The sequence below is a fragment of the Duncaniella sp. genome (assembly GCF_029054785.1).
Taxonomy (GTDB): Bacteria; Bacteroidota; Bacteroidia; order Bacteroidales; family Muribaculaceae; genus Duncaniella.
This window is the reverse complement of record NZ_JAIDEN010000127.1, coordinates 1-26798: the sequence shown is the minus strand read 5'-3', so window position 1 is coordinate 26798 and position 26798 is coordinate 1. Positions and strand designations below refer to the sequence as shown.

General features: G+C 50.5%; 26 protein-coding genes and 3 tRNA genes. 18 read left to right on the top strand and 11 right to left on the bottom strand.

Translation table 11 applies throughout. From position 1 onward, the window contains the following. Window positions 1–4 precede the first annotated feature (4 nt). A tRNA-Pro gene (locus tag K2H17_RS08340) sits at window positions 5–77 on the bottom strand. A 187-nt stretch (window positions 78–264) separates the two neighbouring features. Between K2H17_RS08340 and K2H17_RS08335 the strand changes: the two genes are divergently transcribed. Next, complete coding sequence (locus K2H17_RS08335; protein ID WP_300133694.1) at window positions 265–1884, top strand: serine/threonine-protein kinase; 1620 nt, start codon at window positions 265–267, stop codon at window positions 1882–1884. 142 nt (window positions 1885–2026) lie between these two features. Here K2H17_RS08335 and K2H17_RS08330 read toward each other — a convergent pair whose 3' ends face one another. From K2H17_RS08330 to K2H17_RS08290, 9 genes are all read right to left on the bottom strand, one after another. Next, on the bottom strand, window positions 2027–2866 hold the full coding sequence (locus K2H17_RS08330) for a hypothetical protein (protein WP_300133692.1): 840 nt from the start codon (window positions 2864–2866) through the stop codon (window positions 2027–2029). A 36-nt stretch (window positions 2867–2902) separates the two neighbouring features. Continuing rightward, window positions 2903–3811 (bottom strand): hypothetical protein, encoded by a 909-nt coding sequence (locus K2H17_RS08325; RefSeq protein WP_300133691.1) that lies wholly within the window; start codon window positions 3809–3811, stop codon window positions 2903–2905. After that, window positions 3804–4616 carry a hypothetical protein gene (locus K2H17_RS08320; protein ID WP_300133689.1) on the bottom strand — a complete coding sequence of 271 codons (813 nt, stop codon included), beginning with the start codon at window positions 4614–4616 and terminating at the stop codon, window positions 3804–3806. Before K2H17_RS08320 ends, K2H17_RS08325 begins: the two co-directional genes overlap by 8 nt. A 162-nt stretch (window positions 4617–4778) precedes the next feature. Beyond that, the gene (locus K2H17_RS08315) at window positions 4779–5117 is read right to left on the bottom strand and encodes a hypothetical protein (RefSeq protein WP_300133687.1); all 339 of its coding nucleotides are present in this window, start codon (window positions 5115–5117) and stop codon (window positions 4779–4781) included. 84 nt (window positions 5118–5201) lie between these two features. Further along, window positions 5202–5765: a hypothetical protein gene (locus K2H17_RS08310; protein ID WP_300133686.1), complete on the bottom strand. Its 564-nt coding sequence runs from the start codon at window positions 5763–5765 to the stop codon at window positions 5202–5204. Next, complete coding sequence (locus K2H17_RS08305; RefSeq protein ID WP_300133684.1) at window positions 5762–6202, bottom strand: hypothetical protein; 441 nt, start codon at window positions 6200–6202, stop codon at window positions 5762–5764. The genes K2H17_RS08310 and K2H17_RS08305 overlap by 4 nt, the downstream gene beginning before the upstream one ends. Before the next feature lie 76 nt (window positions 6203–6278). Then, window positions 6279–6842, bottom strand: a complete 564-nt coding sequence (locus K2H17_RS08300) for a hypothetical protein (protein WP_300133682.1) — start codon at window positions 6840–6842, stop codon at window positions 6279–6281. Between the two features lie 71 nt (window positions 6843–6913). Continuing rightward, on the bottom strand, window positions 6914–7120 hold the full coding sequence (locus K2H17_RS08295) for a TM2 domain-containing protein (protein ID WP_300133680.1): 207 nt from the start codon (window positions 7118–7120) through the stop codon (window positions 6914–6916). Between the two features lie 23 nt (window positions 7121–7143). Beyond that, window positions 7144–7581, bottom strand: coding sequence for a hypothetical protein (locus tag K2H17_RS08290; RefSeq protein ID WP_300133678.1), 438 nt, complete (start codon window positions 7579–7581; stop codon window positions 7144–7146). A 162-nt stretch (window positions 7582–7743) separates the two neighbouring features. Between K2H17_RS08290 and K2H17_RS08285 the strand changes: the two genes are divergently transcribed. Further along, window positions 7744–8337, top strand: coding sequence for a hypothetical protein (locus K2H17_RS08285; RefSeq protein ID WP_300133676.1), 594 nt, complete (start codon window positions 7744–7746; stop codon window positions 8335–8337). 267 nt (window positions 8338–8604) lie between these two features. Here K2H17_RS08285 and K2H17_RS08280 read toward each other — a convergent pair whose 3' ends face one another. Then, window positions 8605–9324, bottom strand: coding sequence for a DNA repair protein RecO C-terminal domain-containing protein (locus K2H17_RS08280; RefSeq protein WP_300133674.1), 720 nt, complete (start codon window positions 9322–9324; stop codon window positions 8605–8607). 167 nt (window positions 9325–9491) lie between these two features. On the opposite strand from K2H17_RS08280, the gene K2H17_RS08275 reads away from it, so the two are divergent. The 16 genes from K2H17_RS08275 (at window position 9492) to K2H17_RS08200 (ending at window position 26606) form a co-directional block, all read left to right on the top strand. Then, window positions 9492–9563: transfer RNA gene (locus tag K2H17_RS08275), tRNA-Glu, on the top strand. 32 nt (window positions 9564–9595) lie between these two features. Then, complete coding sequence (gene rpsT, locus K2H17_RS08270; RefSeq protein WP_160630559.1) at window positions 9596–9850, top strand: 30S ribosomal protein S20; 255 nt, start codon at window positions 9596–9598, stop codon at window positions 9848–9850. 51 nt (window positions 9851–9901) lie between these two features. Continuing rightward, window positions 9902–9976, top strand: a tRNA-Glu gene (locus K2H17_RS08265). A gap of 191 nt (window positions 9977–10167) precedes the next feature. Beyond that, the gene (gene ilvD, locus K2H17_RS08260; RefSeq protein ID WP_300133672.1) at window positions 10168–12000 is read left to right on the top strand and encodes a dihydroxy-acid dehydratase; all 1833 of its coding nucleotides are present in this window, start codon (window positions 10168–10170) and stop codon (window positions 11998–12000) included. Between the two features lie 79 nt (window positions 12001–12079). Further along, complete coding sequence (gene ilvB / locus K2H17_RS08255) at window positions 12080–13804, top strand: biosynthetic-type acetolactate synthase large subunit (protein ID WP_300133671.1); 1725 nt, start codon at window positions 12080–12082, stop codon at window positions 13802–13804. 78 nt (window positions 13805–13882) lie between these two features. Beyond that, the gene (ilvN, locus tag K2H17_RS08250; RefSeq protein ID WP_300133670.1) at window positions 13883–14443 is read left to right on the top strand and encodes an acetolactate synthase small subunit; all 561 of its coding nucleotides are present in this window, start codon (window positions 13883–13885) and stop codon (window positions 14441–14443) included. Between the two features lie 33 nt (window positions 14444–14476). Next, on the top strand, window positions 14477–15223 hold the full coding sequence (locus K2H17_RS08245) for an acyl-ACP thioesterase domain-containing protein (protein WP_300133668.1): 747 nt from the start codon (window positions 14477–14479) through the stop codon (window positions 15221–15223). A gap of 82 nt (window positions 15224–15305) precedes the next feature. Continuing rightward, window positions 15306–16349 carry a ketol-acid reductoisomerase gene (gene ilvC / locus K2H17_RS08240; RefSeq protein WP_300133666.1) on the top strand — a complete coding sequence of 348 codons (1044 nt, stop codon included), beginning with the start codon at window positions 15306–15308 and terminating at the stop codon, window positions 16347–16349. Window positions 16350–16919: 570 nt separating this feature from the next. Further along, window positions 16920–18188 carry a DUF3575 domain-containing protein gene (locus K2H17_RS08235; protein WP_300133665.1) on the top strand — a complete coding sequence of 423 codons (1269 nt, stop codon included), beginning with the start codon at window positions 16920–16922 and terminating at the stop codon, window positions 18186–18188. Then, complete coding sequence (locus tag K2H17_RS08230; RefSeq protein ID WP_300133663.1) at window positions 18185–19168, top strand: DUF5119 domain-containing protein; 984 nt, start codon at window positions 18185–18187, stop codon at window positions 19166–19168. The genes K2H17_RS08235 and K2H17_RS08230 overlap by 4 nt, the downstream gene beginning before the upstream one ends. A gap of 75 nt (window positions 19169–19243) precedes the next feature. Beyond that, window positions 19244–20431, top strand: a complete 1188-nt coding sequence (locus tag K2H17_RS08225) for a fimbrillin family protein (RefSeq protein WP_300133661.1) — start codon at window positions 19244–19246, stop codon at window positions 20429–20431. Window positions 20432–20611: 180 nt separating this feature from the next. After that, window positions 20612–21742, top strand: a complete 1131-nt coding sequence (locus K2H17_RS08220; protein WP_300133658.1) for a fimbrillin family protein — start codon at window positions 20612–20614, stop codon at window positions 21740–21742. Window positions 21743–21778: 36 nt separating this feature from the next. Further along, entirely contained in the window at window positions 21779–22918 is a 1140-nt protein-coding gene (locus K2H17_RS08215) for a fimbrillin family protein (protein ID WP_300133655.1), read from the top strand. Between the two features lie 72 nt (window positions 22919–22990). Beyond that, on the top strand, window positions 22991–24112 hold the full coding sequence (locus tag K2H17_RS08210; RefSeq protein WP_300133652.1) for a fimbrillin family protein: 1122 nt from the start codon (window positions 22991–22993) through the stop codon (window positions 24110–24112). Window positions 24113–24239: 127 nt separating this feature from the next. Continuing rightward, entirely contained in the window at window positions 24240–25379 is a 1140-nt protein-coding gene (locus K2H17_RS08205) for a fimbrillin family protein (protein ID WP_300133650.1), read from the top strand. A 24-nt stretch (window positions 25380–25403) separates the two neighbouring features. Next, window positions 25404–26606: a fimbrillin family protein gene (locus tag K2H17_RS08200; RefSeq protein ID WP_300133647.1), complete on the top strand. Its 1203-nt coding sequence runs from the start codon at window positions 25404–25406 to the stop codon at window positions 26604–26606. The last annotated feature ends 192 nt before the right edge of the window (window positions 26607–26798 follow it).

The following is a 26798-nucleotide window of genomic DNA, read 5'->3' as shown; positions in this document are numbered from 1 at the left end:
AATGTCGGGGTGAGAAGACTCGAACTTCCGACCTCCACGTCCCGAACGTGGCGCGCTGCCAACTGTGCTACACCCCGAACAAATAAAAATGCGTGTAACCTGGCATCTTTTTGCGAGCACAAAGGTAAGCAATTTCCAAATATCTACCAAAAAAATTTTCACCGGACTGCATATTTTTGTGGCCCTTCTGATTTTTTTCGCTAATTTTGCATACCGCCAAAGGCTAATAACAGCCTGCAAACCACCGCCAGAGCCACCACAGAAATGACATCAGCCAACACCATCACAGATTCAGGCTTCATCGGCGCAGACGATATGATCTTTGACAATGTCATACGTCTGGGCGCCGAGATCCACAGTTCTGCCGCAGGATGGTGTCGGGTGATACGCGCCACGCGCTATGGGCGCCACGTGGCCGTCAAGGCCCTTCTCCCGATCTACTCCGCCTCGCCTCTCCACCGTGCGCTGCTCCGCAAGGAGTTCGAAATAGGCTTCGGGCTCTCCCACCCCAACATAGCGCAGACCATCAGCCATGAGCCTGTCGACGGGCTTGGCGATACGATCGTCTGCGAGTTTGTCGACGGCCCCTCGCTCAAAGAGCTCCTCGGCTACGGGGTGCTGCCACCTCCGGAGGAACGGTTGCGCATACTTCGGGAGATCTGCGACGCCGTGGATTACATACATTCACAGGGGCTGGTCCACCGCGATCTGAAACCGTCAAACATCATGCTTACCCGCCGCGGACATACGGTAAGACTGATTGATTTCGGAGCGGCCGACGGCGATGTGTGGAGCGCCATGAAGGCATCGGCCGGAACTCCCCGCTATGCCGCTCCCGAACAGTTTGCCTCGGAGGCTCCGACCGATCCGAGAATCGACGTCTTCGCCATAGGCCGCATCATAGGCGAACTCCTGCCTGACGACAAGGCGGCGCTTGCCGTTGCCGGAAAATGCACCGCGGAGAATCCCGACATGCGTCCCGCATCGGCAGCCTCGATCCCGCTGCTGATAGACCGTCGGCGTAAAGCCTTGAAACGCGGCAGAGTCGCGGCCATCTTCTCAGCCATCGCCGCCATCGCCGCAACCGCCACAATCTACCTTTGGCCGTCAGGCTCTGACGAGGCCGGATTTACCGGCGAAACTCCGGCTCCGCCACCAACTGCAATTACAGAAAACTCCGCCCGGTCTGACACCGATACGGCGCGCACTGCCATTCCCACAGCCGACATCCGTCCATCAGCCGACACTTACTCAGAATCAGTCCCGATCGCAACTCAGAAGCAGATTTTTCCTGAAGACCCATCCGGACACACAGCCGAATCACCCCTGACAGAGCCACTACCGCTCACACAGACCAGCCCGACAGCCATGCTTTCTGCCTCCTCGACTTTCAAGAACGACAGCCTGCTGGCCATCCTCTATGAGAAGACTCAGCAGGTTTCGGCCATACATCTTCAGAGACATCTGGATATGTGCGACACGGTGTCGACACAGCGGTCATATGTCACAGCGCGCAAACGTCTGTGGCGCATCAATGCCAAAGACGAGGCAATACGCTGGTTCTATCCGATCTACACCGCCAATCAGGAACACAATCCGCTGCAACACATAACATGGTTCAGCATCCGCATGGCTGCTTTCATCGAGAAATACGAGACGGAGCATACAGCCGAGATCCTCGACAAGGAGATGAAGGCATTCGCGCGTGTAGGCAAGCCTGCACCGCTCTCCCCCAATCCGGTCCCCTATAATGTTTCCGAAAGGGTCTGGCAGACAGCCGACGGGTCATGGGCTCTCGAAGCCTATGACGTGCCGTCAAAAGCCATCGAAATTGAAAATGCCGAAATCAACCGCCTGCGCGAAATTCTGCGCCAGCACCAATAGAAAACCGCCCCGAAAAAAATCAGGGCGGCTCCGCTGTATAATCCTTATCAATAACACCTTGACCTATCAAGAGCCACGCAGTACCGATTCAAAGGTCATTAAACAAGTTCACAGGATGTTTCACCAAATATCTTTGGATGGATTATTTGTTCAACGCATTCAGTTCCGATTTGGCGAGTTCTGCCGAATAGCGCGTCGGGGAGTATTCATATCTAAGCACATCGCCTTTGATCTCAAATGTGACAAAATAGGCATCTTTATTATTGTAGCCTACCTCCCATGCTTCGCGTTCATCATCATATACCGCATAAACAGCCTTGGGTTTGTCGACATCACCCATTGTCCGCAGGACAGCGCACAAGACCGCCGACGATGACAGGCGAGGTCTTCTATACTCTCCCATAACAGCCTCGCCCCAGCTGACTTTATCAGAACTGTCCATAGTCAGGTTGTCTGTACCACCAACGAAAATCTCGTTAATAGACGATGGCAGATCACTGCTTACTTTCTGAAAATAACTCATCGGAACCTGGTCAAGACAGCCGGAGGCGTAACTATATGCTATCGACGGGTTATTCGCTATCACCTCTGACATTTTATTGACCAATTCAAGCAAATCTGAACGATGATTGTTAGCATACAATATATAATTGTTATATTCCTTGGCATAGATCTCATTTGTCGATGTTCCGAACAGTTCCGCGAAATCAAACATGTTACCGCCCATGAAGGCCGCCGTCCTGTTTCTCTCGTCTATCTTACGCTGCACCCTGTCACCTGTCTCCTCGGCATAGCGTACAACACCGTCCCACAGAAAATCATCAAGCTCATCAGCAGTCGCCATGACAATTTCCCGAAACATTTCTTTGGGAATGTCTGTCGTGATAACTTTTTTCTCATCTTCTGTCAACGTCTGCTCGCATGAAGTCAGCATCAAGCCGAAAACCATTGCCGGCAACGCCATTTTCAAATATCCGTTCATTATATTTAAGTATTATTTTCCAGTCAGCACATCCTCTTATTGATTCAGACTGACCTGAAATGTTTTTCCTGCATAATTTGTCATTGTTCCGGAGAAACTCCAGCCGCTATCTTCGGCATCAAAGCACTCTCCTTCCCAAGAACCACTGCATTCACCCTTTTCGTTGTATTCCTTCATCGAAAGGTGCTGCTTATAGATATCACCTTTCAGATCAAGCCAGTCACCGGACCCTGACGCCGTGTAGCGGTAACGCCCGCTGATATCAGACAGATCAGAAACATCCAGTTGCATCTCGACAGGATATTTGCCACCGATTTTACCCCTCAGTGTCACATATTCCGGAGCCGATGATTCCGAAACCTCCGATAAATAATCACCTTCGACTAAATAATCACCTTCGACCTGGCAGCTTTCCGTGGCCTGTGATGCTTCGGACGAACCGGAATATTCCGAAGCACGTTCACGCTTGAAATAGACTCTTTCGCCATTTTCTTCAACCACAAGTTCATCTGCGCTGAGTTTCACGATATCCATATATGAGAAACCCGACATTTCAGATTCGAATTCCCGGCGCAGTTCACGTTTAAGTTCCGATGTGCTGACTCCGATCATATTGGCAAGCAGCTCCAGTCCGGAGTCGATTCTGACATCAAGACCACCGTCAACATCAAGCCAGATCGTTTCAGTGTCAGCCTTCCAGCCACCTTTATATGAAAATGTCATGATATCACTGAAGCCCATCATCGAGACTGACATAGTCATTTTCATTTTGTTGGACCCGTTCAGGTCAAGCCTGTATGCAATCTCAACCGGCACGCCTTCGGAATCGTCCGTGGTCACGCCGATCCAGGAACCTGTGAGTTTCCGTTCCGTCTCCTTATCGCTGCAGCCCACGGACACAAGCACAAGCAGCGCACAGACCATAATATTGATCAGCCTATTCATTTTCATCCGCATCAGAAGTCAGGATATTAACAATAGATTTACAAAAATAATAATTGACTATCACCGCCAGCAGACCAACCCAGACGCCAATGTCTTTAGCAGACGAGGGCAAAGAATAAAAAATCACCTCTACGGCAAGCCCGGCAAGCAGCCATCCACAGGCTTTTTTATAACCGGATGAGAGTCTGAACAATTTAAATGCGACAATAATACCTACTATCATCAACGGAAGCGCAACAAGACATGCCAGCAGTCCGGCTCCTATCTCTGCATCCTCACCCATACCATCAACCATGTCTACAATCAGAGCAATCGGTATCACCAGACACTCCAGTACAATGAGAGTGGTCATCAACCCTGCGCCGGGCGACTGAATGCGATCGTTTTTCAGTTTCGTCTTAACAGCCTTTGTGAAAAGGACACCGACCACACCTCCGACAATTATTCCAATCCATGACGGGATATAGCACAACAGCCGCACAATACCCACAGCCCAGCCACTCACGCTCCGATGAATTATACCGCCTTTGTAAAACAGATCATCAATATCATGGGCTGTACTGACAAGCACACAGAGTATCGCTATTAAAAATAATACATTTATCGTTCCATGAGAAAATCCACATCCTTGATCTTCGGTTGTTTCCTCATTCACAAATCCAGACTCTACCGCACCGCCGGAGGTTACAGTAGCCGGCATCTCCTCGCGCCCGTCAAGCCAGCTCTGGCAATAACGACACTTCTTGGCGCTCGCCAGTATTGTTTCGCCACAGTAAGGGCACGTTTTCTGATTTTGAGCTTCCATTTTGCAATTACTTTTTTTGATTGGTTCAATTTGGGGAGGCCGCATTGCATTTTCATGCAGCACGGCCTCAAATCCAAATTCAAATTCTGCCGCATCTATATCTATTAATGAATTGCAGAATAAGTCTTTCAGTCTTTACAATTTGAAAAAATCGCGCCCCTGTTACATCACTGATTTCATCTTTTTCATCACTGATTCCATTTTTTTCTGAACGCTTGACGGAACGTCTACGGATTGACAATAGACCGCAAATCCGGCAAAATTCGTAAAAAGCTCTTCCTTATCAGAATTTGCTTCGAACCAAGCCGCGGGATCTGAGGCCTGAGAGATTTCAGTCACTAAAATATCATATTGATCAGCAAGATATTCCATATCAGAGGTAGAAAGGGTCTGATAATCCTTGTTGAGCAATTCATTGCACTTCTTTGTATCAATACCTGAAGAGCATGATGTCATCACGACCATAACAAGCGCCATGAGTAAAAAACTTAATTTTTTCATTTTAAATGTAATTAATTGGTTAATACTAAGATATTTGAATCCATTGAATAATTTCACACACCAAACGTGGCTCCCTCCAGAGTATTATTCAGAGGAACCGGCAAGCACATTGTAGTCCACATTTGAAAGTATCGACTGCAGATTTTTTGTGGTCAGTTCAATCTCCTTGTCATCAAAACCGGATGTCTCATAGCAGTAAACCACAGAACCCTCTTTTTGAACAAGAGATATATAGACCAGCATAGTTTCAATATCAAGGCCATCCACTATTTTGTCAAGCAATTCCGATTTTGACTTCGAACGGATAGTCTCATCATTTGCCTCTATGAAAATATCACCTATAACTCCAAACAGGCCCGAAACCATACCACTTACAAAATAATTGTACGGATAGGTAATGGTCAGCTCCGACATAAAATCAGAAAATTCGGCTTCCGCGCCTTTTTCTCGCTTTGAAATATTATCGGCATAATCATTGATTATATCCGTGTAAGTTTCGTCAAGTACATAATCAAGGCCATCACAGGTATCCTCAATCCCTGACAAAACATCGTCATAATGCCACTCGGTCATAGAGCATGACGAAAAAACCGCTGAGCAAACCAGGACAGTCATAGCTCCGACCAAATATTTTTGTATGATCTTCATCGTTTATATCTTTTATATTCAGCAAGTTCTTCAGGAGTGAACACAACGGACACAGACAAAACCTTTCCGCTCAGAATAATCTCAAGCGACTTTTCTTTGTTGATCAATGCCGTCATAAGCGAATTATCCTTGCTATCAAAAAATTCTTCAAGCAGTGCTTTCCTGAATGTTTCCATTGCCGATTCATTATAACCAAGCACCACAATCTGATTGTCCACTTTGGCGCTGTTTGTTATTTTAGCCAAAGTCAGAGAGTCATCAGAATCTCCCATAACGGAAATCCCCTTGTTCCGGCCCTCCTTTTCGGCATACTCCACAAACCGCTGTATCACTTCACTATCTGACAGATCCTCAGACGTGCAAGACGAAAGTCCGGATGAAGTGATCAATCCAAGAAACATTGCCACTGCCGGTAATAAAAATCTTCTTATTCTCATATTACTACACATAAATCCAGGGCGCATTCTCGACTTCTATTCCCAAAGGCATTCCCCGGTCATCATTACACTCTTATTAGACTTGCTTTCTGATAGCACCCCAATGAGCACAAACGCCGGCAATCCCGGCCAAACATCCACCAAGTACCTCAGAATTCCAAAGAGCTCCAATTCCGGCTCCAATCCCGGTCCATATCAGAATAGCAAAAATGCAGAACAGAATTCTTAGAAACCGCAGGCTGCACAATGCACACATAATAATAAATATTATCAGGCCAAACCACCACGGATAAGAAGTGCAAGCCACAAAAAGCGCCGATATGATCAAAGATTCAGTATAAAGCCATTCCATTGACTCATCCTGCTCTTTTTTCTTCTCATAAAATTTAGAGGCCTCTTCTTTGCTCATTCCCTCTTCTCCCTGTTTGACAATAATCACTTGCGGCGGCACATTCTGAACTTGCGGAACGACCGTTTCTGCCTGAACCAACTCAGCGACAGGCTGCTTAGACGACACCGGAACTATCCCTGAGGGTTCCTCGCGCCCGTCAAGCCAGCTCTGGCAATAACGACACTTTTTGGCACTCGCCAGTATTGTCTCGCCACAGAAAGGGCACGTCTTATGATTCTGATCTTCCATTTTGCAATTACTTTTTTGATAAATTTGATGGGTCGCATCACAGGGTTATGCTGCAACGCGACCCGTCAATTTCAATTCGAGCCGTATTTCGACTGGAACGTGGTTTCATCCATAGTAAGATATTGAATTCCTTTTACAAGCCCAATTAAACCTGGGACTCCACTCCAGCATGTCAGCACACAGGCAATACCTTTTCCCGGTTTGCCAAGATAAAAATAATTTGCGCCAAAAGCACCAAGGAGAATCCCTAAAACACCAGCAGTTGTCTTACTTTTCATAATGATTGATTTTTATATGATTTTTAATTCTCGGCATTAAAAGTTTCTTTAATCAAACCTTTTAACCTTATACTTAGAAATAACGCCCAGCCAAACCATACAATCGCTTTTCCACCGGCACCTTTGGAGCCATGTTCAAGCCATTGCCAACCGTACATAGCAAAAACACCCCAAAAGAACGACAGAAACAAAATCAAAAAAACAAAAGCCGTTCGCTTCGCAGCTCGATCCACTGCTTTCTCTTCCTCTTTGGACAGTTCTTCATTTCCGTCTGCAGATGCATTTAAAGCTGCATCATTCGATTCAGAGTCCAATTCGACGTCAGTCTTGATTTCTTCGTTTAAGTCCGAGTGTACCTGCCCACTTCCGTCGAGCATTTTTTTACAACATCGACATTTTACAGCTTGTGCCATAATAGTCTCTCCGCAATAAGGACATATCTTTGTAGATTGAGTTTCCATTGAATTATGTTTGGTTTAGAATTATTCAGGCGATGCAAAGATAAGCCCGCGGGGGCGATCTTCTGCCATCCATTTTGGTTCAAGTTGGTTCACAAAGACAAGGTTAATATCCCGTGCAATAGCTGACGTGTATTAATTTTGTATTTTTGTGCCACAAAATTTATGGACAAGAAAGACCTACTGATAAACCGCCTCCGCGCTCTGACCGAGACACAGCTCGGCCATGGCTGCCATACGCCCGGAGACTTCGACAAACTTATCATACGAATCGAGAAAAAGACCGGCGAGAAAATAAGCCAGTCAACACTGAAAAGGCTCTGGGGCTACGTCACCTACCCCCACTCTCCGTCAACGACAGTACTCTCCGTTCTGGCCCGGTTCAACGGGTTCAGCGACTGGGCCAAGTTCTGTCAACTTCAGGATACCCCTGATGAGACCGCGCCAATGGATGACGACTCCGACTTTCTGACACCGGACACAGCCTCGGCCATGCTCACCGGCGAGCAGGTCAGACTCGAATGGGGACGCGTCAAGAGCTGCACCATCGAGAAGATCGGAACCGACATGTTCAAAGTAATAAGCTCGACCAACATCAAGCTCCAGGCAGGCGACATCCTGGTCTCACCGTTTTTCAGCGTCGGCAAATCGTTCTATGCATCGACCGTTCTACACAACGGCCATAAAGCCGGAACCTACGTGGCCGCGCGCAGCAAGGGAATCGACAAAATTATCAGCATCACCTCAATCGATGACTGAACCGCAGAGAGGCGACAGCTGACAGACTGTTAAAATAGCAGTCTCCGGAAAACATCCGGGGGAGCCTGGTGTTGTAAGAGAATAAAAGATCAACTCTGCAACACTCACCAAAACACGCCCAACCGACTATGGCTCCGATTGACGACCGCTCGTTCATCCTATGGATAGGAATTATGATAATTGTTGTTGTGGTTTCAGCGACAGGGATGCTGCTCAACCGCTATCTGACCTACCGCGCCCACCGGCGAGCGCTGGCCGAGTGGCGGCTCAAAGCAATGAGCGTAGAATATCAAGTGAGCGCAGACGGCGCATCGACACATAGTGTATTGAAAAATATTCAAGAATCCCGTCAAGAATAGCATTGCGTTCGTTGCGGTTGAAGCGAAAGCGGTCCATATTGGCGAAAGTCATGCGCGACAGCCGCCAGGCCAGAGCGGAAGCCTCAGGCAGAAGATAGTCACGATGGAGAGGAGCCGTCAGACGCCATGTGCCGTCTGCCATGTCGAGAATGCTCCCTTCAACATAGGTCGAGACATCAGGCTCTATGCCGAGCCGCCGTCCGAGATTGTAGAGAAAACAGATGTGGAAGTTGGCCGTCTGCCGGCTGTCAGCCGCTTCAAGAATCCTCACCGACGTTTCAAGAAAATCATACATCCCATGATCCGGACCGCCGCCGGGCAAAACCGCGGCAAGGACTTCGGAAAGAAACATGGCAACCATCTGTTTGAACGGATCCGTATGAAGTTCGGGCAGAGCGACAGCCTGCACAGCCTGACGCATCGGCAGGATCTCACGTCCGGGTCGGGGATCGGACGCACATTCGACCAGCGAAAGAGGCATCGTCAGCGCCCGCATGCGCACCGCCGCCTTTCCGGCTCCCGCCGGCAAAGCGAAGGACACCCGCCCTAACTCACGGCTGTAAGCCGCAAGGATCGACTGCGTGTCGCTGTGTTTTGTCGCCTTCAGCGCTATAAAATGTAGGTTCATTGCTGCCTTATTTATATAGGTGGTATGTCATATCATTCAACCCGAAAGTCCGATTTCGGGTGCTTTTTAAGGCAAAATTAGGGAAATTTGCAGGTAAATCCTAAAAATTTCTTAAAAAATTTGCAAGTGATAAAAAAACTGTCTAACTTTGCAATCGCTTTTGGGAAGGCCCATTCGTCTATCGGCTAGGACGCAAGATTTTCATTCTTGAAAGAGGAGTTCGATTCTCCTATGGGCTACTAAACTTAATCAGGAACAATAAAATTAACCGATGGCAAATCATAAATCGTCAATCAAGAGAATTCGTCAGACCGAATCCCGTAGACTTCGCAACCGTTACTACGCAAAGACTGCCCGCAACGCCGTCCGCAGCCTTCGCAAACTGACTGACAAAGCAGAAGCTGAAGCAGCATTCCGCAAAGTAGGCGCTATGCTCGACCGTCTTGCTTCAAAGCAGTCTATCTCTAAGAACAAAGCCGCCAACCTCAAGAGCAAGCTCGCTCACCACATCGCAAAGCTCGGCTAAGAGACAGCAGCTTGACCAGCAATTTCTGACAAGCTATCTTGGTTAAGAAAGGGCCCATTCGTCTATCGGCTAGGACGCAAGATTTTCATTCTTGAAAGAGGAGTTCGATTCTCCTATGGGCTACCAAATCTCAGATAAGATCACTGATACAAGTCAGTGATCTTATTTTTTTACACACATTCAGGCACTGACAGAGGGTGTCTGATTAGCATTTTGTCAGCAAATAACCAATTAAAACGGAAATTAAGCACATAAATTTTGTGTTTTACAACATATTATCGTATTTTTGTGACTTAATTTAATAAATTAAAAGGTTCATGAGTTTCCCATTAAACAGCGCCACAAGCACAGAAGGACGCCGAATGGCCGGCGCACGCGCCCTCTGGCGCGCCAATGGCATGAAAGAAGAGCAGTTCGGCAAGCCGATCATAGCAATTGTCAATTCATTCACTCAGTTTGTGCCTGGCCACACCCATCTCCATGAAGTAGGTCAGATCGTCAAGCAGGAAATTGAGAAACTCGGCTGTTTCGCTGCCGAGTTCAACACCATAGCCATTGACGACGGAATCGCCATGGGGCATGACGGTATGTTGTATTCCCTTCCCTCGCGCGACATGATCGCCGACTCGATCGAATACATGGTCAACGCCCACAAGGCCGACGCAATGGTATGCATCTCAAACTGCGACAAAGTAACTCCCGGAATGCTCATGGCCGCCATGCGCCTCAACATTCCAGCCATTTTCGTCTCCGGAGGCCCGATGGAAGCCGGTGAAGTCAACGGACGCGCCGTAGACCTTATCGACATCATGATAGACGCTGCCGACACCACTGTCAGCGACGATGCTGTCACCGAACTTGAACGCAAAGGCTGTCCGACATGCGGATCTTGCTCAGGCATGTTCACGGCCAACTCAATGAACTCACTGAACGAAGCCATAGGCCTCGCCCTCCCCGGCAACGGCACTGTTGTCGCCACTCACATCAACCGCCTGCAACTTTTCAAGAAAGCCGCAGAGATGATCGTGCGCAACACTTATGCCTACTACCGCGACGGCGACACCAGTGTGCTTCCGCGCAACATTGCGACCCGCCAGGCAATGCTCAACGCCATGACTCTCGACATTGCAATGGGCGGATCGACCAACACTGTGCTCCACCTGCTGGCCGTGGCCCACGAAGCCGGTGCGGATTTCACGATGGACGACATCGACTCGCTCTCGCGCCGCACTCCGGTGCTCTGCAAGGTGGCCCCCAACTCCAACTATCATATCCAGGATGTCAACCGTGCCGGAGGCATACTTTCGATCATGAAAATCCTCGCTGATGCCGGACTGATCGACCCGCAGGTGAAGCGTGTCGACGGCCTGACCCTCGCCGATGCCATGGAACGCTATGCAGTCGGAGGCAAAAACTTCGACGGCCTGGCTGACGAACTCTGGAAGAGCGCTCCCGGCATGAAACGCACCACCGAGCTGGGCAAGCAGATGTGCTATTACAGCGAACTTGACACCGACCGTGCCAACGGCTGCATCCGCGACATGGACCATGCCTATGTGAAAGACGGCGGTCTCGCAGTGCTAAAAGGCAACATCGCCCAGGACGGCTGCGTGGTGAAAACAGCCGGTGTAGATCCGAGCATCTTCCGTTTCAGCGGTCCCGCCAAGGTGTTTACCTCCCAGGAAGCCGCCGTTGACGGCATCCTGCGCGACAAGGTCAAGAGCGGCAACGTGGTCGTCATCACCTTCGAAGGTCCCAAAGGCGGACCGGGCATGCAGGAAATGCTCTATCCGACATCCTATATCAAGAGCAAGCACCTCGGCAAAGAGTGTGCGCTCATAACCGACGGACGCTTCTCTGGAGGCACATCCGGCCTCTCGATCGGCCACATCTCCCCCGAAGCCGCCAACGGAGGCAACATCGGACTTGTGCGCGACGGTGACATCATCGAGATCAACATCCCCGACAGAAGCATCAACGTCCGTCTTTCCGACGAAGAACTGGCCTCGCGCCGCAAACAGGAAGAAGCCCACGGAACCAAGGCCTTCACCGCCCGCGACCGTGACCGCAAAGTCTCCCTCGCCCTCCGGGCCTATGCCTCGATGGTCACATCGGCTGACAAAGGTGGAGTCCGCCACATCGACGACTGATCCGCAGCCACAACCCGACCTCTCTTCCTTCTTCAGACATCAAAAATCACCCAACCCAATTCTGACTGATAAACTAAGTATGAGTGAACGTATCACAGGGGCAGAAGCTATATGCCGTGCATTGCTTGCCGAAGGAGTAGACACGATCTTCGGCTATCCCGGCGGCCAGATAATGCCGTTTTATGACAAGCTGTATGACTTCGCAGACTCGCTCCGCCACATCCTCACCCGCCACGAACAGGGTGCTGTCCACGCCGCACAGGGCTATGCTCGCGCATCAGGCCGTGTAGGTGTCGTCACTGTCACCTCCGGACCTGCGGCCACAAATGTAATCACCGGTCTCGGTGATGCAAACATCGACTGCACTCCGATAGTGGTCATTACCGGACAGGTGGGAGTAGCCTCTCTGGGCACGGACGCCTTTCAGGAGACAGATGTGATCGGCATCACCCAGCCTATCACCAAATGGGCATATCAGATCAGACGACCCGAAGAGATTCCCTGGGCAATGGCCCGCGCTTTCTACATCGCGACCACCGGCCGTCCTGGCGCCGTGGTGCTCGACATCACGCGTGACGCCCAGGTCGGAACTCTCGACTGGAGCTACGAAAAGACAAACTATATCCGCAGCTACAATCCCGACCCGCAGCTGCAACCGGGCGACATAATCTCCGCCGCCTCGCTGCTCAACAAGGCCGAACGCCCCCTGATACTCTCAGGCCACGGAGTCATGCTGTCGGAAGCCGAGACCGAACTGCTCGCTCTCGCCGAGAAAGCAGACATTCCAATGGCCGCAACCCTTCTTGGTCTCTCGACCATCCCCTCAGACCATCCCCTCTACAAAGGCATGGTCGGAATGCACGGCAACATCGGCCCCAACATTGCCACAAACAATGCCGACGTCATCCTTGCTGTCGGCATGCGCTTTGACGACCGCGTCACCGGAGTGCTCAAATCTTATGCCCCGCAGGCAAAGATAATCCATATTGACATCGACTGCGCCGAATTCAACAAAAATGTCAAAGCTCACATCGCGATCCATGCCGATGCGAAGAATGCCCTCCGCGAGCTGCTTCCGCTGATCAACAAAGCCGAGCATAAGGAATGGCTTGCGACATTCGAGCATCCTGAAAAGGTAGAATTGGCCGAAGTGATCGAACGCGAGACCGCCCCGAAAGATCTCGGCCCGGAATCAGCCATGCGCATGGGTGAGGTTGTCAGCAAGATCTCAGAAGCGACCGGCAACAAAGCCATCGTAGTGACTGACGTAGGCCAGAACCAGATGATGAGCGCCCGCTATTCAAACTACACCATACCCAAGAGCATGATCACTTCAGGCGGTCTGGGCACAATGGGCTTCTGCCTCCCCGCAGCCATCGGCGCCAAACTCGCCGATCCCGGACGCGAAGTCCTCGCCTACATGGGCGACGGCGGTTTCCAGATGACCATGCAGGAACTGGGCACCATACTTGAATACCGCGTCGGAGTCAAGATAATACTTCTCAACAACAACTATCTCGGAAACGTCCGCCAGTGGCAGGCCATGTTCTACAACAACCGCTTCTCGGCCACTCCGATGGTCAATCCCGACTTTATCGCAATCGCCGCCGCCTATGGCATCCCCGCAGAAAATGTCAGCTGCCGCGCCGAGCTCGACGAAGCTATCGCCCGCATGAGCGCCCATGACGGAGCATACATGCTCAACGTCAACATCGATCCGACCGACATGGTCTTCCCGATGGTCACCCCAGGCTCAGCTATCGACAACATTCTCATCAACACCACCGACAAATACGAGGCTTAAAAGGCAAAGGCATTCAAACGCCCTCCCCGATCAAACGCCCCTCTGTCAAACTTCACACGCAAGCCACACACTCTCAGGATGGAAAAAAAACTGTTTACCATATCCGTATTCACCGAAAATCAGGTGGGACTGCTCAACCGCATCTCCATCATCTTCACCCGACGCGGACTCAACCTCGAAAGCGTCTCGTCAAGCGCAAGCTCTGTCCACGGCATCCACAAGATGAACTTCACCTGCAACAGCGACCGCGAGACAATGGAGAAAGTCATCAAGCAGATCGAACGCTGCATAGATGTGCTCAAGGCATTCCTATATACCGACGACGAGATTGTCTACCAGGAAGTAGCCCTCTACAAAGTCCCCACCCAGAAACTACTCGACGAAAAAGACTTCGAGCGCATCATCCGCGTCCACAACGCCCGCATCCTCGAACTCACCCGCGAGTACACCATCCTGGAAAAGACCGGCCACGAAAGCGACACCCAGGCCCTCTATGATCTCCTCGCCCAATACGGCATTCTCCAGTTCATCCGTTCAGGCCGCATCTGCATCACAAAATCTCCGACCGAGCACTTTACCCGCTACCTTGAAGAGCAGGAAGCCCGCGGCGAAGCACTGCGCAAGCCCGTCTCCGAATAGAAAGTATACAACAAGCCCAAGCAACACGGCTACATGGCAGAAAAAAAATACACCACAGAGTTTTTCTTAACGGCAGCAGAGGTCAACTCGCAGCGCGAAATGCCACTTTCGCGCCTTGTGACCACGATTATTGACGTAGCGACAGCCCACGCCAACCGCCTCGGCATCGGCTTCGACCGCATGATCCGCGAAGGAATCTCCTGGGTGCTCAGCCGGCTGACCATCGAACTTGAAGAAACCCCGACGGTCAACCGCTCATACCGCATGACGACCTGGATTGAAAACGCCAACCGGCTCTTCTCGGACCGAAATTTCGAAATGACAGATGCCGGAACTGGCCGTACAGTCCTCCGCGCCCATTCGACATGGATGGCCGTCAACATGACCACCCGCCGTCCCGGCGATCTCACTCCCATCTGGAAAGACTTCGACATGATCGACGGCACTCCCTCAGGCATTGACAACGGAGGCAAAATCAATCCGCTTACCGACAGTGACGCTGAACTGGCCTATACCTTTGCCGTCTCTGACATCGACGTCAACCGTCACGTCACCACACGGCGCTACATCGACCTCATCACCGATCTCTGGCCCCTCGACTTCTATGACTGCAACCGCATAGCCCGTTTTGAAGTAGCATTCAAACACGAAGCCCGCTATGGAGAAACCGCGACAGCCCGCCGCGCAACCCATGCAGACGATCCCTCGGTCAGCGACACCCGGATCAGCGTCGGCGACACCCCCTGCTGCCTCGCACGCATCCGCTTCAAAGCCCGTTGAGCAGCGGCACAAACAATCGGCCCCCATCCATAAACACGATAAACTGATAAAACTAAGAATATAACAAATTTCCCAATTCATTATGGCAAAATTAAATTTCGGCGGTGTTGAAGAAACGGTCATCACCCGCGAAGAATTCCCCCTCGAAAAAGCACGCGAAGTACTCAAAGACGAAACCATCGCAGTCATCGGTTACGGCGTACAGGGCCCCGGCCAGGGCCTCGACCTCCGTGACAACGGCTTCAACGTGATCGTTGGCCAGCGCGAAGGCAAAACATACGACAAAGCCGTTGCCGACGGATGGGTTCCAGGCGAAACCCTTTTCTCAATCGAAGAAGCCTGCAAACGCGGCACCGTCATCATGTGTCTCCTCTCCGATGCAGCAGTCATCTCCCAGTGGCCTGTGATCAAAAAGCACCTCACTCCCGGCAAAGCCCTCTACTTCAGCCACGGTTTCGCCATCAACTGGAGCGACCGCACCGGCGTTGTCCCCCCTGCTGACGTCGACGTGATCATGGTAGCCCCCAAGGGATCCGGCACAATGCTCCGCATCCTCTTCAAGGAAGGCAAAGGCACCAACTCCAGCTTCGCAGTCTATCAGGACGCCACAGGCCGTGCGCTTGACCGCACACTCGCCCTCGGCATCGGCATCGGCTCAGGCTATCTCTTCGAAACCACCTTCCAGCGCGAAGCAGTCAGCGACCTCACCGGCGAACGCGGCTCACTCATGGGCGCCATCCAGGGTCTGCTCTTAGCCCAGTACGAAGTACTCCGCGAAAACGGCCACACTCCCTCTGAAGCCTTCAACGAAACCGTCGAGGAACTCACCCAGTCACTCATGCCCCTCTTCGCAGCCAAAGGCATGGACTGGATGTATGCCAACTGCTCGACCACCGCACAGCGCGGCGCTCTCGACTGGATGGGTCCGTTCCACGACGCCATCAAACCCGTGGTCTATGACCTTTACGAAAGCGTGAAGACCGGCCGTGAGGCACAGCGTTCGATCGACTCCAACACCCAGCCCGACTATCGCGAAAAACTCGAAGAGGAACTCAAGGCCCTCCGCGAAAGCGAAATGTGGCGCGCAGGTGCTACCGTCCGCACACTCCGTCCCGAAAACGCCTGATCCTGAAAAGCAAACGAGGCCTGACAGTTTCTGTCAAGCCTGAATAATACTTCTATATGGTCCGATTGCAAATTTTTGCAGCCGGACCATATTTTTTGCCCATAGCCGCCACTTTGCCCTATTTATCATTTTTTTGACTTCATTTTAACTAAAATATTAACACAAAAAGAACAGCCTGTCATTTTATGTTAATATATGTTAATAAATTGGGGGGGTAAAAATTTTACTTACATTTGCGATTGAAAAGTTAAAATATTGCTTTTTACCTGACATCTTTACAAGCCTTCATTCTTAAGGCGACTCTACAACCAAACTTACAGACCTAAGCATTTCTGACAAACCTGAAATTGTAAGCAGGACCTGATCTTTCTTACATTTTCCCCACATAAATCATCAATCATCACATTTACTACAAACCCTAAACACAATTTCACTTCAACTATCATTTGTTCTACTGTCTTATCCACAGCAGCAGATTCTCACCTAATCATAATAATACTTTAACTCTTAAATCCATATAAGACGAAGAGTACCGTTTTTCCGGGAAAATCGCCTTATGACTTCACCCGCATGAAGAAGCTATTTTTGCTCATTCTGTTGGCCGGCTTCCTATATCCGGCCCAGGCAAAGCCGGTCATTACTGACTCGGTTGACATCCGCTTCAGGGTAGCCAAGACCAATCTCGACCCTGACTTTGCCAACAACCGCCGCGCCTTGCAGCGTATCGCCGACTCGCTGCAAAACGGCTATTCCGACTCGATCTACCGGCTGACAAGAGCTATGGTGGTCGGAGGAGCCTCTCCGGAAGGCTCGGTTGCTCTGAACCAGAAACTGTCGGAAAAGCGTGCGAAATCAATCTTTTCCTATCTGCAACGCTACGGTAAACTGCCGGAAAACATGACGACGTTCAAATTTCTCGGCCGCGACTGGACCGGTCTGCGCGAAGCCGTAAGAAACGATCCGTCAGTACCTTACCGCGACAGAGTTCTCGATCTCCTCAACGATATAATCTATGAGATCGAAATCGACTCTCCACAGGCAGAAACCGGCTTCGCCCGCCTCAAAGCCCTTCATGGAGGAGTTCCCTACCGCTATATGTATCAGCACCTTTTCCCGGAGCTGCGCTCCTCGAAACTGATTGTCTGGTATGAGCGCGTTCCAAACCCGACTGTCATTGTCGAAAAAGGCAAGACCATCCACCACCGCGACACGATCGAGAAGATTGTCCGTGACACAATCGTGGTCCGCGATACGGTTGTGGTCTATGACACCATTCCACGCTTCTGTCCAAAGACTCCCTGGTATGCAGCCGTCAAGACCAACATGCTCTATGATGCACTTCTCGTCCCCAACATCGGAATCGAAGTCGCATTCGCCGACCAGTGGTCAATAGCCGCAAACTGGATGTACTCATGGTGGAAGTGTGACCACCATCAGCGCTACTGGCGAATCTATGGCGGTGACATCGAAGGCCGCTGGTGGTTCGGCCCCCTCGCCCTTGAAAAACCGCTTCAGGGCCATCATATCGGCGCATACGCCCAGCTGGCCACATACGACATCGAATTCGGAGGCCGCGGATGGCAGGGATCAAAATACAACTATGCCGCCGGTGTTTCCTACGGTTTCTCCCTCCCGATCGCCCGTCACCTCAACCTCGACTTCAATCTCGGTCTCGGATACATGTGGGGCCGCTATAAGACTTACAAGCCAATGGACGGCCACTACGTATGGCAGTCTACCAAAAAACGCAATTATTTCGGTCCGACAAAAGCTGAGATCTCTCTCGTGTGGCTGATCGGCACTGACAACTACAACAAGAAGAAAGGAGGTTCGAAATGAAACTCAGCAACTGCCTCAAGACCCTGATAACAGCCACTGCCACAGCCCTTGCAATGACCTCGTGTGACCACAAGGAGCTATGCTATACACACCCGCACTCGGCCAACGTCAACATAGCGTTTGACTGGCGGAACTGCCCGACTGCAAATCCGGCCGGTATGACAGTCTACTTCTACAACCTCGACGATGCCGAGGCACAGCCGATGCGTTTCGACTTCGTCGGACCGCGTGGAGGCGAAGTCACACTTCCTCTTGGCAACTACGAAGCGATCTGCGTCAACTCGGACACTGAATTCGCACATTTTTACGACACCTTCTCAATGTCGACCTTCATTGCCCGCACCCGTAAGGCCGATGTGCTCGAAGGGATGCAGTCCCGATCCGAATCAACCCCGGTAGCGCGCGGTACTGAAGACGAAATCTGTATGGCATATCCCGATGATATCTATTGCGACACGATCAGACGCACAACAATAGCCCATCCGGATATCAACTACACCATTGAGTTCAGACCTGAAGACATCCTCTGTCACTACACCTACGAGATCACCAACTGCGAAAACCTGAAATTCGTGCGCCAGATTGCAGGCACAATCTCAGGCATGTCGCCTGAAATGCTTCTCGCAAGCCGCTCGCATCCCGGCGAACACTCGATCATCCCCTTCTCCGGAACAGCTGTGAGCGACACCCGTATCGAAGGCGCTTTCCAGGTATTCGGCCATCTCCCGACAGGCTCTCGCTCCGATATCCACAAATCGCATCAGATGATGATCTATGCTGTCCTTGCCGACGGTAGCGGATGGTACAAGGATTTCGATGTCACCGAACAGGTCCACAGCGCCCGTGACTACCGCAATGTCCACATCAAGATCGACGGTCTGAAATTCCCCGAACCGATCCAGGGTGATCCCGATGACGAAGGAGGCTTCCAGGTCGGTGTGTCAGACTGGACTGAAGTCGAGGTTGTTCTCCCGATGTAAAGGCCTATGGCAAGCATATTCAAACCTGCAATACAAATCCTAACAATAAACTTTATTTAATAACAATCACCGAAAATGAAAAAGTCATTATTGCTTTTCACCATTCCGGCTCTTGCTCTCGCTTCCTGTTCTTCAGACGAGACTGTAAGCGCACCCAATGGCAGTGGCATCAATTTCCGTGCAAGCGTTGAAAACACCGGTCGTGGTGGCCTGACCTCCACAGCAACAATCAGCAATTTCGCTGTAACCTCTTTTGGCGACAACCAGGCATCAAACTATTTCAACGATGTCCTCGTAAAGCGCGAAGGCGCAAAATGGGCATGCGACCTCTACTACTGGCCTGATTTCGACCTCAAGTTTTTCGCCTACTCTCCCGCTGAAGTAAACGGAAAACCCGTCATCACCAAAGACATTCAGAAGATCAGCGATTTCCAGGTGGTGCGTCCTACGGCTGACCAAGTCGACCTGCTTTATGCTGCCAACGCCTATCCCTACTCTTACAACAAGGACGGCGTCGAACTCAACTTCCGCCACGCAATGAGCGCCATCGACATCAATGCCCGCGTGACCAACCCCACCCTCGAATACGAGATCAATGCAGTGAAGATCTGCCAGTTCTATGCAAAAGGCAACTTCTCTTACCCTGCTGTTCACGGAGCCTCAATGGACATGATCAACAACACTGCCTGGTCAATGCTTTCTGATGCCGAAGACTTTATCACAAAGAAGGGCTACGGCGAAAAAGCGTTCACCAAACTCAACATGGCAATGGAAAATTCCGGCGACACCCATCCGGACGGAACTTCAATCATGAAGGACACTGACGGCAGCTTCATCATGATCCCCCAGAACCTCACCCCCTGGTCGATCGACACCAAAAATGCAGACGGCGCATACATCTCCATTCTCTGCCGCATCTACACTCTCGACAACAAGGGTGGCCGCACTCAGATCTTCCCGAAGGTCAAAAACGACAACGAAGGTCAGTTTGGTTTCGTTGCAATGCCGCTTGACTTAAAATTCCAGCCCGGCTACAAATACACTATCCGCCTCGACCTCAACGGCGGTGGCTATCGCGATCCAAACAACACCAATCCTGATGATCCCAAGGATCCCGACATTGATCCGGAACCTTGGCCCGGTCCCGGCCCCGGCCCCGAAATCCTGCCCGGTGAAATCTCTTACACCGTATCTGTTACCGAATGGTATCCCGCAGGATCTCCTGTCAGCAGCGTCGTTGACTTCAAACCTTCCGACAAATAAGAAACCGGGCATATCCGGCTGAAGCAAAGCAGCCTCAACGGCAATAGCCATCCACCGGATCTCCCCCCCCCATTTCAGGCCGGGCGAGGTTGAATGTTCCTCTCCCGGTCACCACGAAAACAAAAAACTTTCGATCAGATTCTAACCCTTGTTTTTAAACACCCTCCTAATAGACCAGCAATGAAAAAATCACTTCTGCTATTGTCAATTCCCGCTCTTCTTATGGCTGCGTCATGTTCCTCCGATGAAGTCATCGACGCTCCTGCGCTTAAAGACAATGCCATAACTTTCTCCCCTGTGCTGCAAAATTGCAGCCGTGGCAACAGCCAGGATATTGAAATGCACACCCCTGAGAGTTTCAAGGAATTCTTCGTATCTGCTTTCAGTTCGGATCCGGGCCACAACACTGAAAACTTTTTCTTCGACCATAGGGTGAGCAAAAATGCAGCCGGATCCTGGTCTCCCTCAGGCGACAACTATTTCTATTTTCCTGAATGGCGTCTGAAATTCATCGCTTATGCTCCCGGTGGGAGCTATGAATTAAGCGGTATGACATCTCCCGGCCAAGGCACACGCTATCGTTTCTACACAGACATCACACCTCAGAAACAGGCCATCACCAACGTACAGCTCGCATCTTACAAAAATCTTGACCTGATTGTTGCCGCCAACGGCAAACGCGATCTCCGGCATGATCCCAAAGTCAAAATGACATTCAAGCATGCTCTGTCAAAAGTGACAATCAAGGTCAAGCAGATGAACCCGGCTCTCCGCTTTGAAGTTTCCGGCGCCGGCATCGGCAATGCTCTTAACAGAGGCACGTTCACATATCCGGACTGTACGGACAAAGAAGAAATCGAAGTGACACAGTCATGCTGGACCTTTCCCGACGGTTTTCGCGGAAATTTTTCGACGAATTCCTCTGAGACACTGCTCGTCGACGGCAACAACCGACTCTCTACTGTCGGCGAATGTCTTGTCTTCCCCGTCAACACCACAAATAACGGATATTGGACCGGAGGACCGGAACCTGACGGCGCCTATCTTTACGTCACTTGCAGAATCATGCAGAAAAGCAGCAAAGACGCCTATGAAACTGAACTTGTGCGCAGAACTACCGTTGCTGTTCCTCTGAAATTTGATTTCCAGCCCGGTTATCACTACACTTTCAATGTCGATATTACAAACGGCGGTCTCATAGCGCCCGGCGACCAGACTCCCAATGGCGGAACTCCGGTACTCAATGGCACGATAGAATATGAAGCATCATCAAGCTTGTGGGAACTGGCCGACACGTCTACCCGAATGTAATTTCACCACCAAAAATCTTCGAATCAACCATATCCAATGAAAAAGTCATATTTGCTCCTTCTCCTCTGCGCTCTCGCATTTGTCTCCTGCTCTTCTGACGAGACTGTCAATACACCTGCTGCTCAGGGCATCGACTTCAGCGCGGCTGTTGAAGGAACCTCCCGCTCGGTGTCCACTACCACTGCGACAATCAACAGTTTCGCTGTGACAGCTCTCAAAAGCGCTCTCTCATCTGACAACATCTATTTCAAAGACTATGAGCTAAAGCGCCAAGGTACAAATGACAGCTGGACCGGCAACGGCAGCTACCCCTGGCCAGAAGAACAACTCAGTTTCTTCGCGTTCTCACCCTCGAACGCAGCCTCATCGACCGTAGAGCAAAACCGACAGGGCGTCTTCACAACTCTGAAAAGCTATCACGTCGAACCTGATGTGCTCAATCAGACAGACCTCCTTGTCGCTGAAAACGCATGCACAAACCTCATGAACAAGTCAAAAGTCAATCTGGCTTTCGAACACGCACTGTCAAGAGTCGAGATCAAAGCGACTCACACCAACGGCCTGATGCACGTCGAAGTGTTCGGTATCAAGATCGGCAACATGAACTCGACCGGTGATTTCACCTTCCCCATACTCCACGGAGTCAACACAATCGGCGTTGCCGAAAGCCCGGCCAACCGTTTTTGGACCAACCTGAAAACACCTCAGGACTATGTGCTCGATGTCTATGAAGAGCACATGTATTCCAACGCAACCTATGACTTCACCGCAAGAGTAGAAAACGGAGCATTCTTCGTGCTTCCACAGGATCTCTCAAACGGAGGCGCCTGGACCGGCACTGCAAAAAAAGACGGCGCTTACATAGCTGTCAAATGTAAGATATGGATGAGCCGCGGCGACGGTGACGGAAAATACGGAAGCAGATACCATACACTCCTCTGGCCGACAGCTCCACAGTCTGAATCTGAAACAGTCGAGGCCCAATGGATGTGCACACCGCTTGACGTGAATTTCCAGCCAGGAAAGAGCTATACCATCACCCTCAATCTCACCGGCGGCGGCAAAACAGAACCCCAGGGTAATTCCGGCGGTGAAACCATCGTCAAAGGCAAACTCGACTTCGAAGTCACCCTCAACGACTGGATTCCGGCTACCGGCGGCTCTGTCTTTATGTAACAGGCTCACCCCCTGAATTTGCCTCATCCCCCTCTACATTACACCCTAACAAAACAATCCCTCTATCACGATATGAAAAAGTCATCTTTTCTCTTTATCCTTCCGGCGCTGGCCATTGCCTCCTGTTCGTCTGACGAGACAGTCAATGCACCTGATGCACCCGGCATAAGTTTCACCACAGCAGTCAACGGAAACTCCCGCGCCACCTCGACAACAACTGCAACCATCCGGGACTTCAGCGTGACAGCAATGTCAGGCGAACTCTCAAACCTCGTATATTTCAAAGACTTTGTGATAAAACGCGAAGGTTCGCAATGGATCGGCAACGGCAAATACATGTGGCCCTCCGAAGAACTCAAATTCTGCGCCTATTCCCCCGCCAACGCCCCTCTGACAACCACCCAGAACCGAACAAGCCTGACAATGGGACTGAAAGACTTCACCGTAGAATCCGATATATCGAAGCAGATAGACCTTCTGGCGGCTCAGAATTCAATGCCAAACGAATGGATCCGCAAAAACGTAGGTCTGATATTCGACCACACACTCTCGCAGATCAGATTCAATGCAATCTGCTCGAATCCGATAATGAAAGTAGATGTCTACGGTATCAAAATCGGCCATATCAACTCCAAAGGCAACTTCTACTATCCGGCCAACGACGGCACCAACATGCTGTATCTCAACCAGAAGACAGCCGATCAGGTATGGAACAACCTCACTACCCCAAAAGATCTGATTGCCGAACTGGACGCTCCCGTAAGCATCCAGGGCTATGAATACGGCACCACACTCAATCCATCAAAAATCATCGGTACCCCTCTAACCGAGGCCGACAACAGCTTCATGATCATTCCCCAGCACCTGAAAGATTTCGGCGCATGGACAAAAGGTGACAACCTTGACGGTGCTTACCTCGGAGTAAAATGCAAAATCTATCTGCGCAAATCAGACGGTGACTTCTCGACACTCTATTGGCCGAAAACAGGCGATGCCGACTATATCTGTATCCCCTTCAATATCAACTTCGACCCGGCCAAGACCTACAACATCCTTCTCGATCTCGCAGGCGGAGGCTATACCGACCCGATCAATCCTCCGATAAGACCAATCATCGAGCACGAAATCAGCTATTCAGTCACTGTCAGCGACTGGACCGCACAGAACGGACAAATAATTACAATGGATAAATAGACCGGTCATTCCGGCTGACTTTTATCAGCTAAGACTCTACACACCTCAGGCCGGACGAGGTTGAATGTTCCTCTTCCGGTCACCAAGAAAAACAAAAAAGCTTATAAATCCAATCATCCCAGATTTCATGAAAAAATACCTCTTTGGATCAGCTATTGCAACCCTGATGCTCGCCGCATGTTCCGACGACCAGACTGTTGACGCTCCCGCATCAGCCAACGAGATCAGTTTCCAGGCCTCGCTTGAAAATGTGAGCCGTGCCAATACCGAACCCGGCTATCCGCCATCTGAATTCGCCGTCACCGCCATCGGTAACGATGCCAATTTCTTTACCGATTTAATGATCCGCGGAGGAAAAGGCTCGCCTTACAAACCCTCTGACGGCGGCGCATATCACTTCCCGAACTATCATCTGACCTTCTTTGCCTATTCGCCGGTCGATTTCGGAGGAACTCCGGAAATAGCTCCTGAGAGCCGCAAGCTGACCGGAGTGACCGTAAAAGACAAACCTGAAGACCATGTGGATCTTCTCGTGGCCGAAGACAGCCGCGAGGCCCTCGGCTCGACAACCAACACCGTAAGCATGAAATTCAAACATGCAATGTCTGCCGTTCAGGTAAGAGTGACTTCAACAAATCCGGCGATGAAATACGACGTGGCCGGAATTCGCCTGGCATGCATCAAATCGACCGGAGACTTCACGTATCCGGTTCTCGCCGATGACTATGATCTGGAACTGTCCAACTCGGACTGGAGCAATCTTTCAGGCCCCAAAACGTTCACAAGCTCAAACACAAGTCCGGTGCAGTTCATAGGCTCCGCAAACTCACCGTCATCGTATACAGCCATGAAAGAAGGCTGGCCCTATGCATTCAAAATCATCCCCCAGAATCTGTCAAAAAGCGGTGCGTGGACCAAAGGAGCAACTGCGGACGGTGCATATATCGCAATCAAATGCAAAATGTGGGTCAGAGACAACCAATATAACACTCTGTCACAGTTCTTCCCCGAAAAAGGCGACAAATACGGTTTGGTCGCAGTGCCTGTGAACATCAATTTTGAGCCTGGCAAATTTTACACAATCACAGTCGATATGGCCAATGGCGGTCGCCTGGACCCGGCTCCCGGTGCGGTCAGTGACCCTGACATTGATCCGGATCCGCTCCCCGGAAAAAAAGGAGGCGATCTGGTCAGCAACGGTGACATCCGCATCAGCCATTCATTCAATCCCTTTATTGAAACAGACAACGTCAATAAACCTTTCTAACAACTTTTTGATTACCCCTAAGACATGAACAAGCTACATATTTCCTGCATAATCCTTTCTGCCGCCATGACGGTCGGATGTTCACAGGATTCCATCACAAATGCGCCGGACAACGACCTGATCAAATTCCAGCCCAATGTAGAAAGCACCAGCCGCCAAGGCATGATCATGAACGGAGGCCCCTTTTATAGTATCGGGTTTTGCGTGACAGCGACACATAACAGAAACACTGACCACAACTATTTTTCCGATCAGGCCTTCACATACAACGGCCGCGGATGGGGGCCGGCAGACAACTTCTATTATCCCTGGCCCAACACCGGAACAATGTATTTCAACGCCTACTCACCCAAAACCCTTAAAGGGAGCGTGGAAGTCTCGGACGGCTATGTCATGAAAATCAAGAACTATAAGCCTGACGTATATGGAGGCACTGATGTCTTGGCCGGATTCAATATCGCTGATTGTGCAAACCATCCCAGCTATGTCAACCTCAAGCTGCATCATATCACATCCGCTTTTCTGGCCGGTTTCTTCTGTGAAAATCCTGATGTAAAATATGAGGTCGCAGCCATGAAGCTGGTCAACATAGGTACGAATTCAGATTTCACCTCGCCAAACTATGCTCTCATCAATGGCACAGTTGACGCGATTACCCCATACTGGTCCACTCCAAGGGAAACCGATTCATACGTGACTGTCAAGCTCTCCTCCGGGCAGGTTTCTCCTTCGACATTAAGACAATCTACGGAGGACAAGACTTTTGCTATCATATTCCCCGATCAGCCTGAACACATGTTCCTTATTCCTCAGGTGATGAGCAAATCATGGACTCCGGGCAACAGCCGGGATGGAGTCTATATCTCACTCCTTGCCCGTATTTCTGTCAAAGGTACGAACGACAACTACATCCAGATCTATCCTGCGCAGAAAGACAAATACGCATGGATTGCAATCCCGATGCCCTCCGAACTCATGACTCTGATGCCACAGCGCAGATATTTCCTCACTGTCAAATTTTGTAGCGGAGCAAACGGCGGCGTGGGCTACATTGCCCCGGACCAGACAAATCTTGATGAAATGCTGGACGATCTGAGATTTACGACTGCAACTCCCGATCCTCTGAAGCAGACCGGCGATCCCATCCTTGGCGGCCAGATCGAATATTCAGTCATCACACATGGCTGGGACGATGGTAAAGGAGACACATCCATTGATCTCAACTAACTCTATTTCCTTAACAGTTTCATAAATTTATCCGACAAGATGAATCACAAATATATCACAGGGGCAGGTGTCGTTTTCATGGCATTCACATTTGCCTCCTGCAACAGCAACGAACCTTTGGTTGAAAACGAGAATGGGCCACAGCCGATTACATTTGAAACTCATGAAATCCAATTTACACAGTCACGCAGC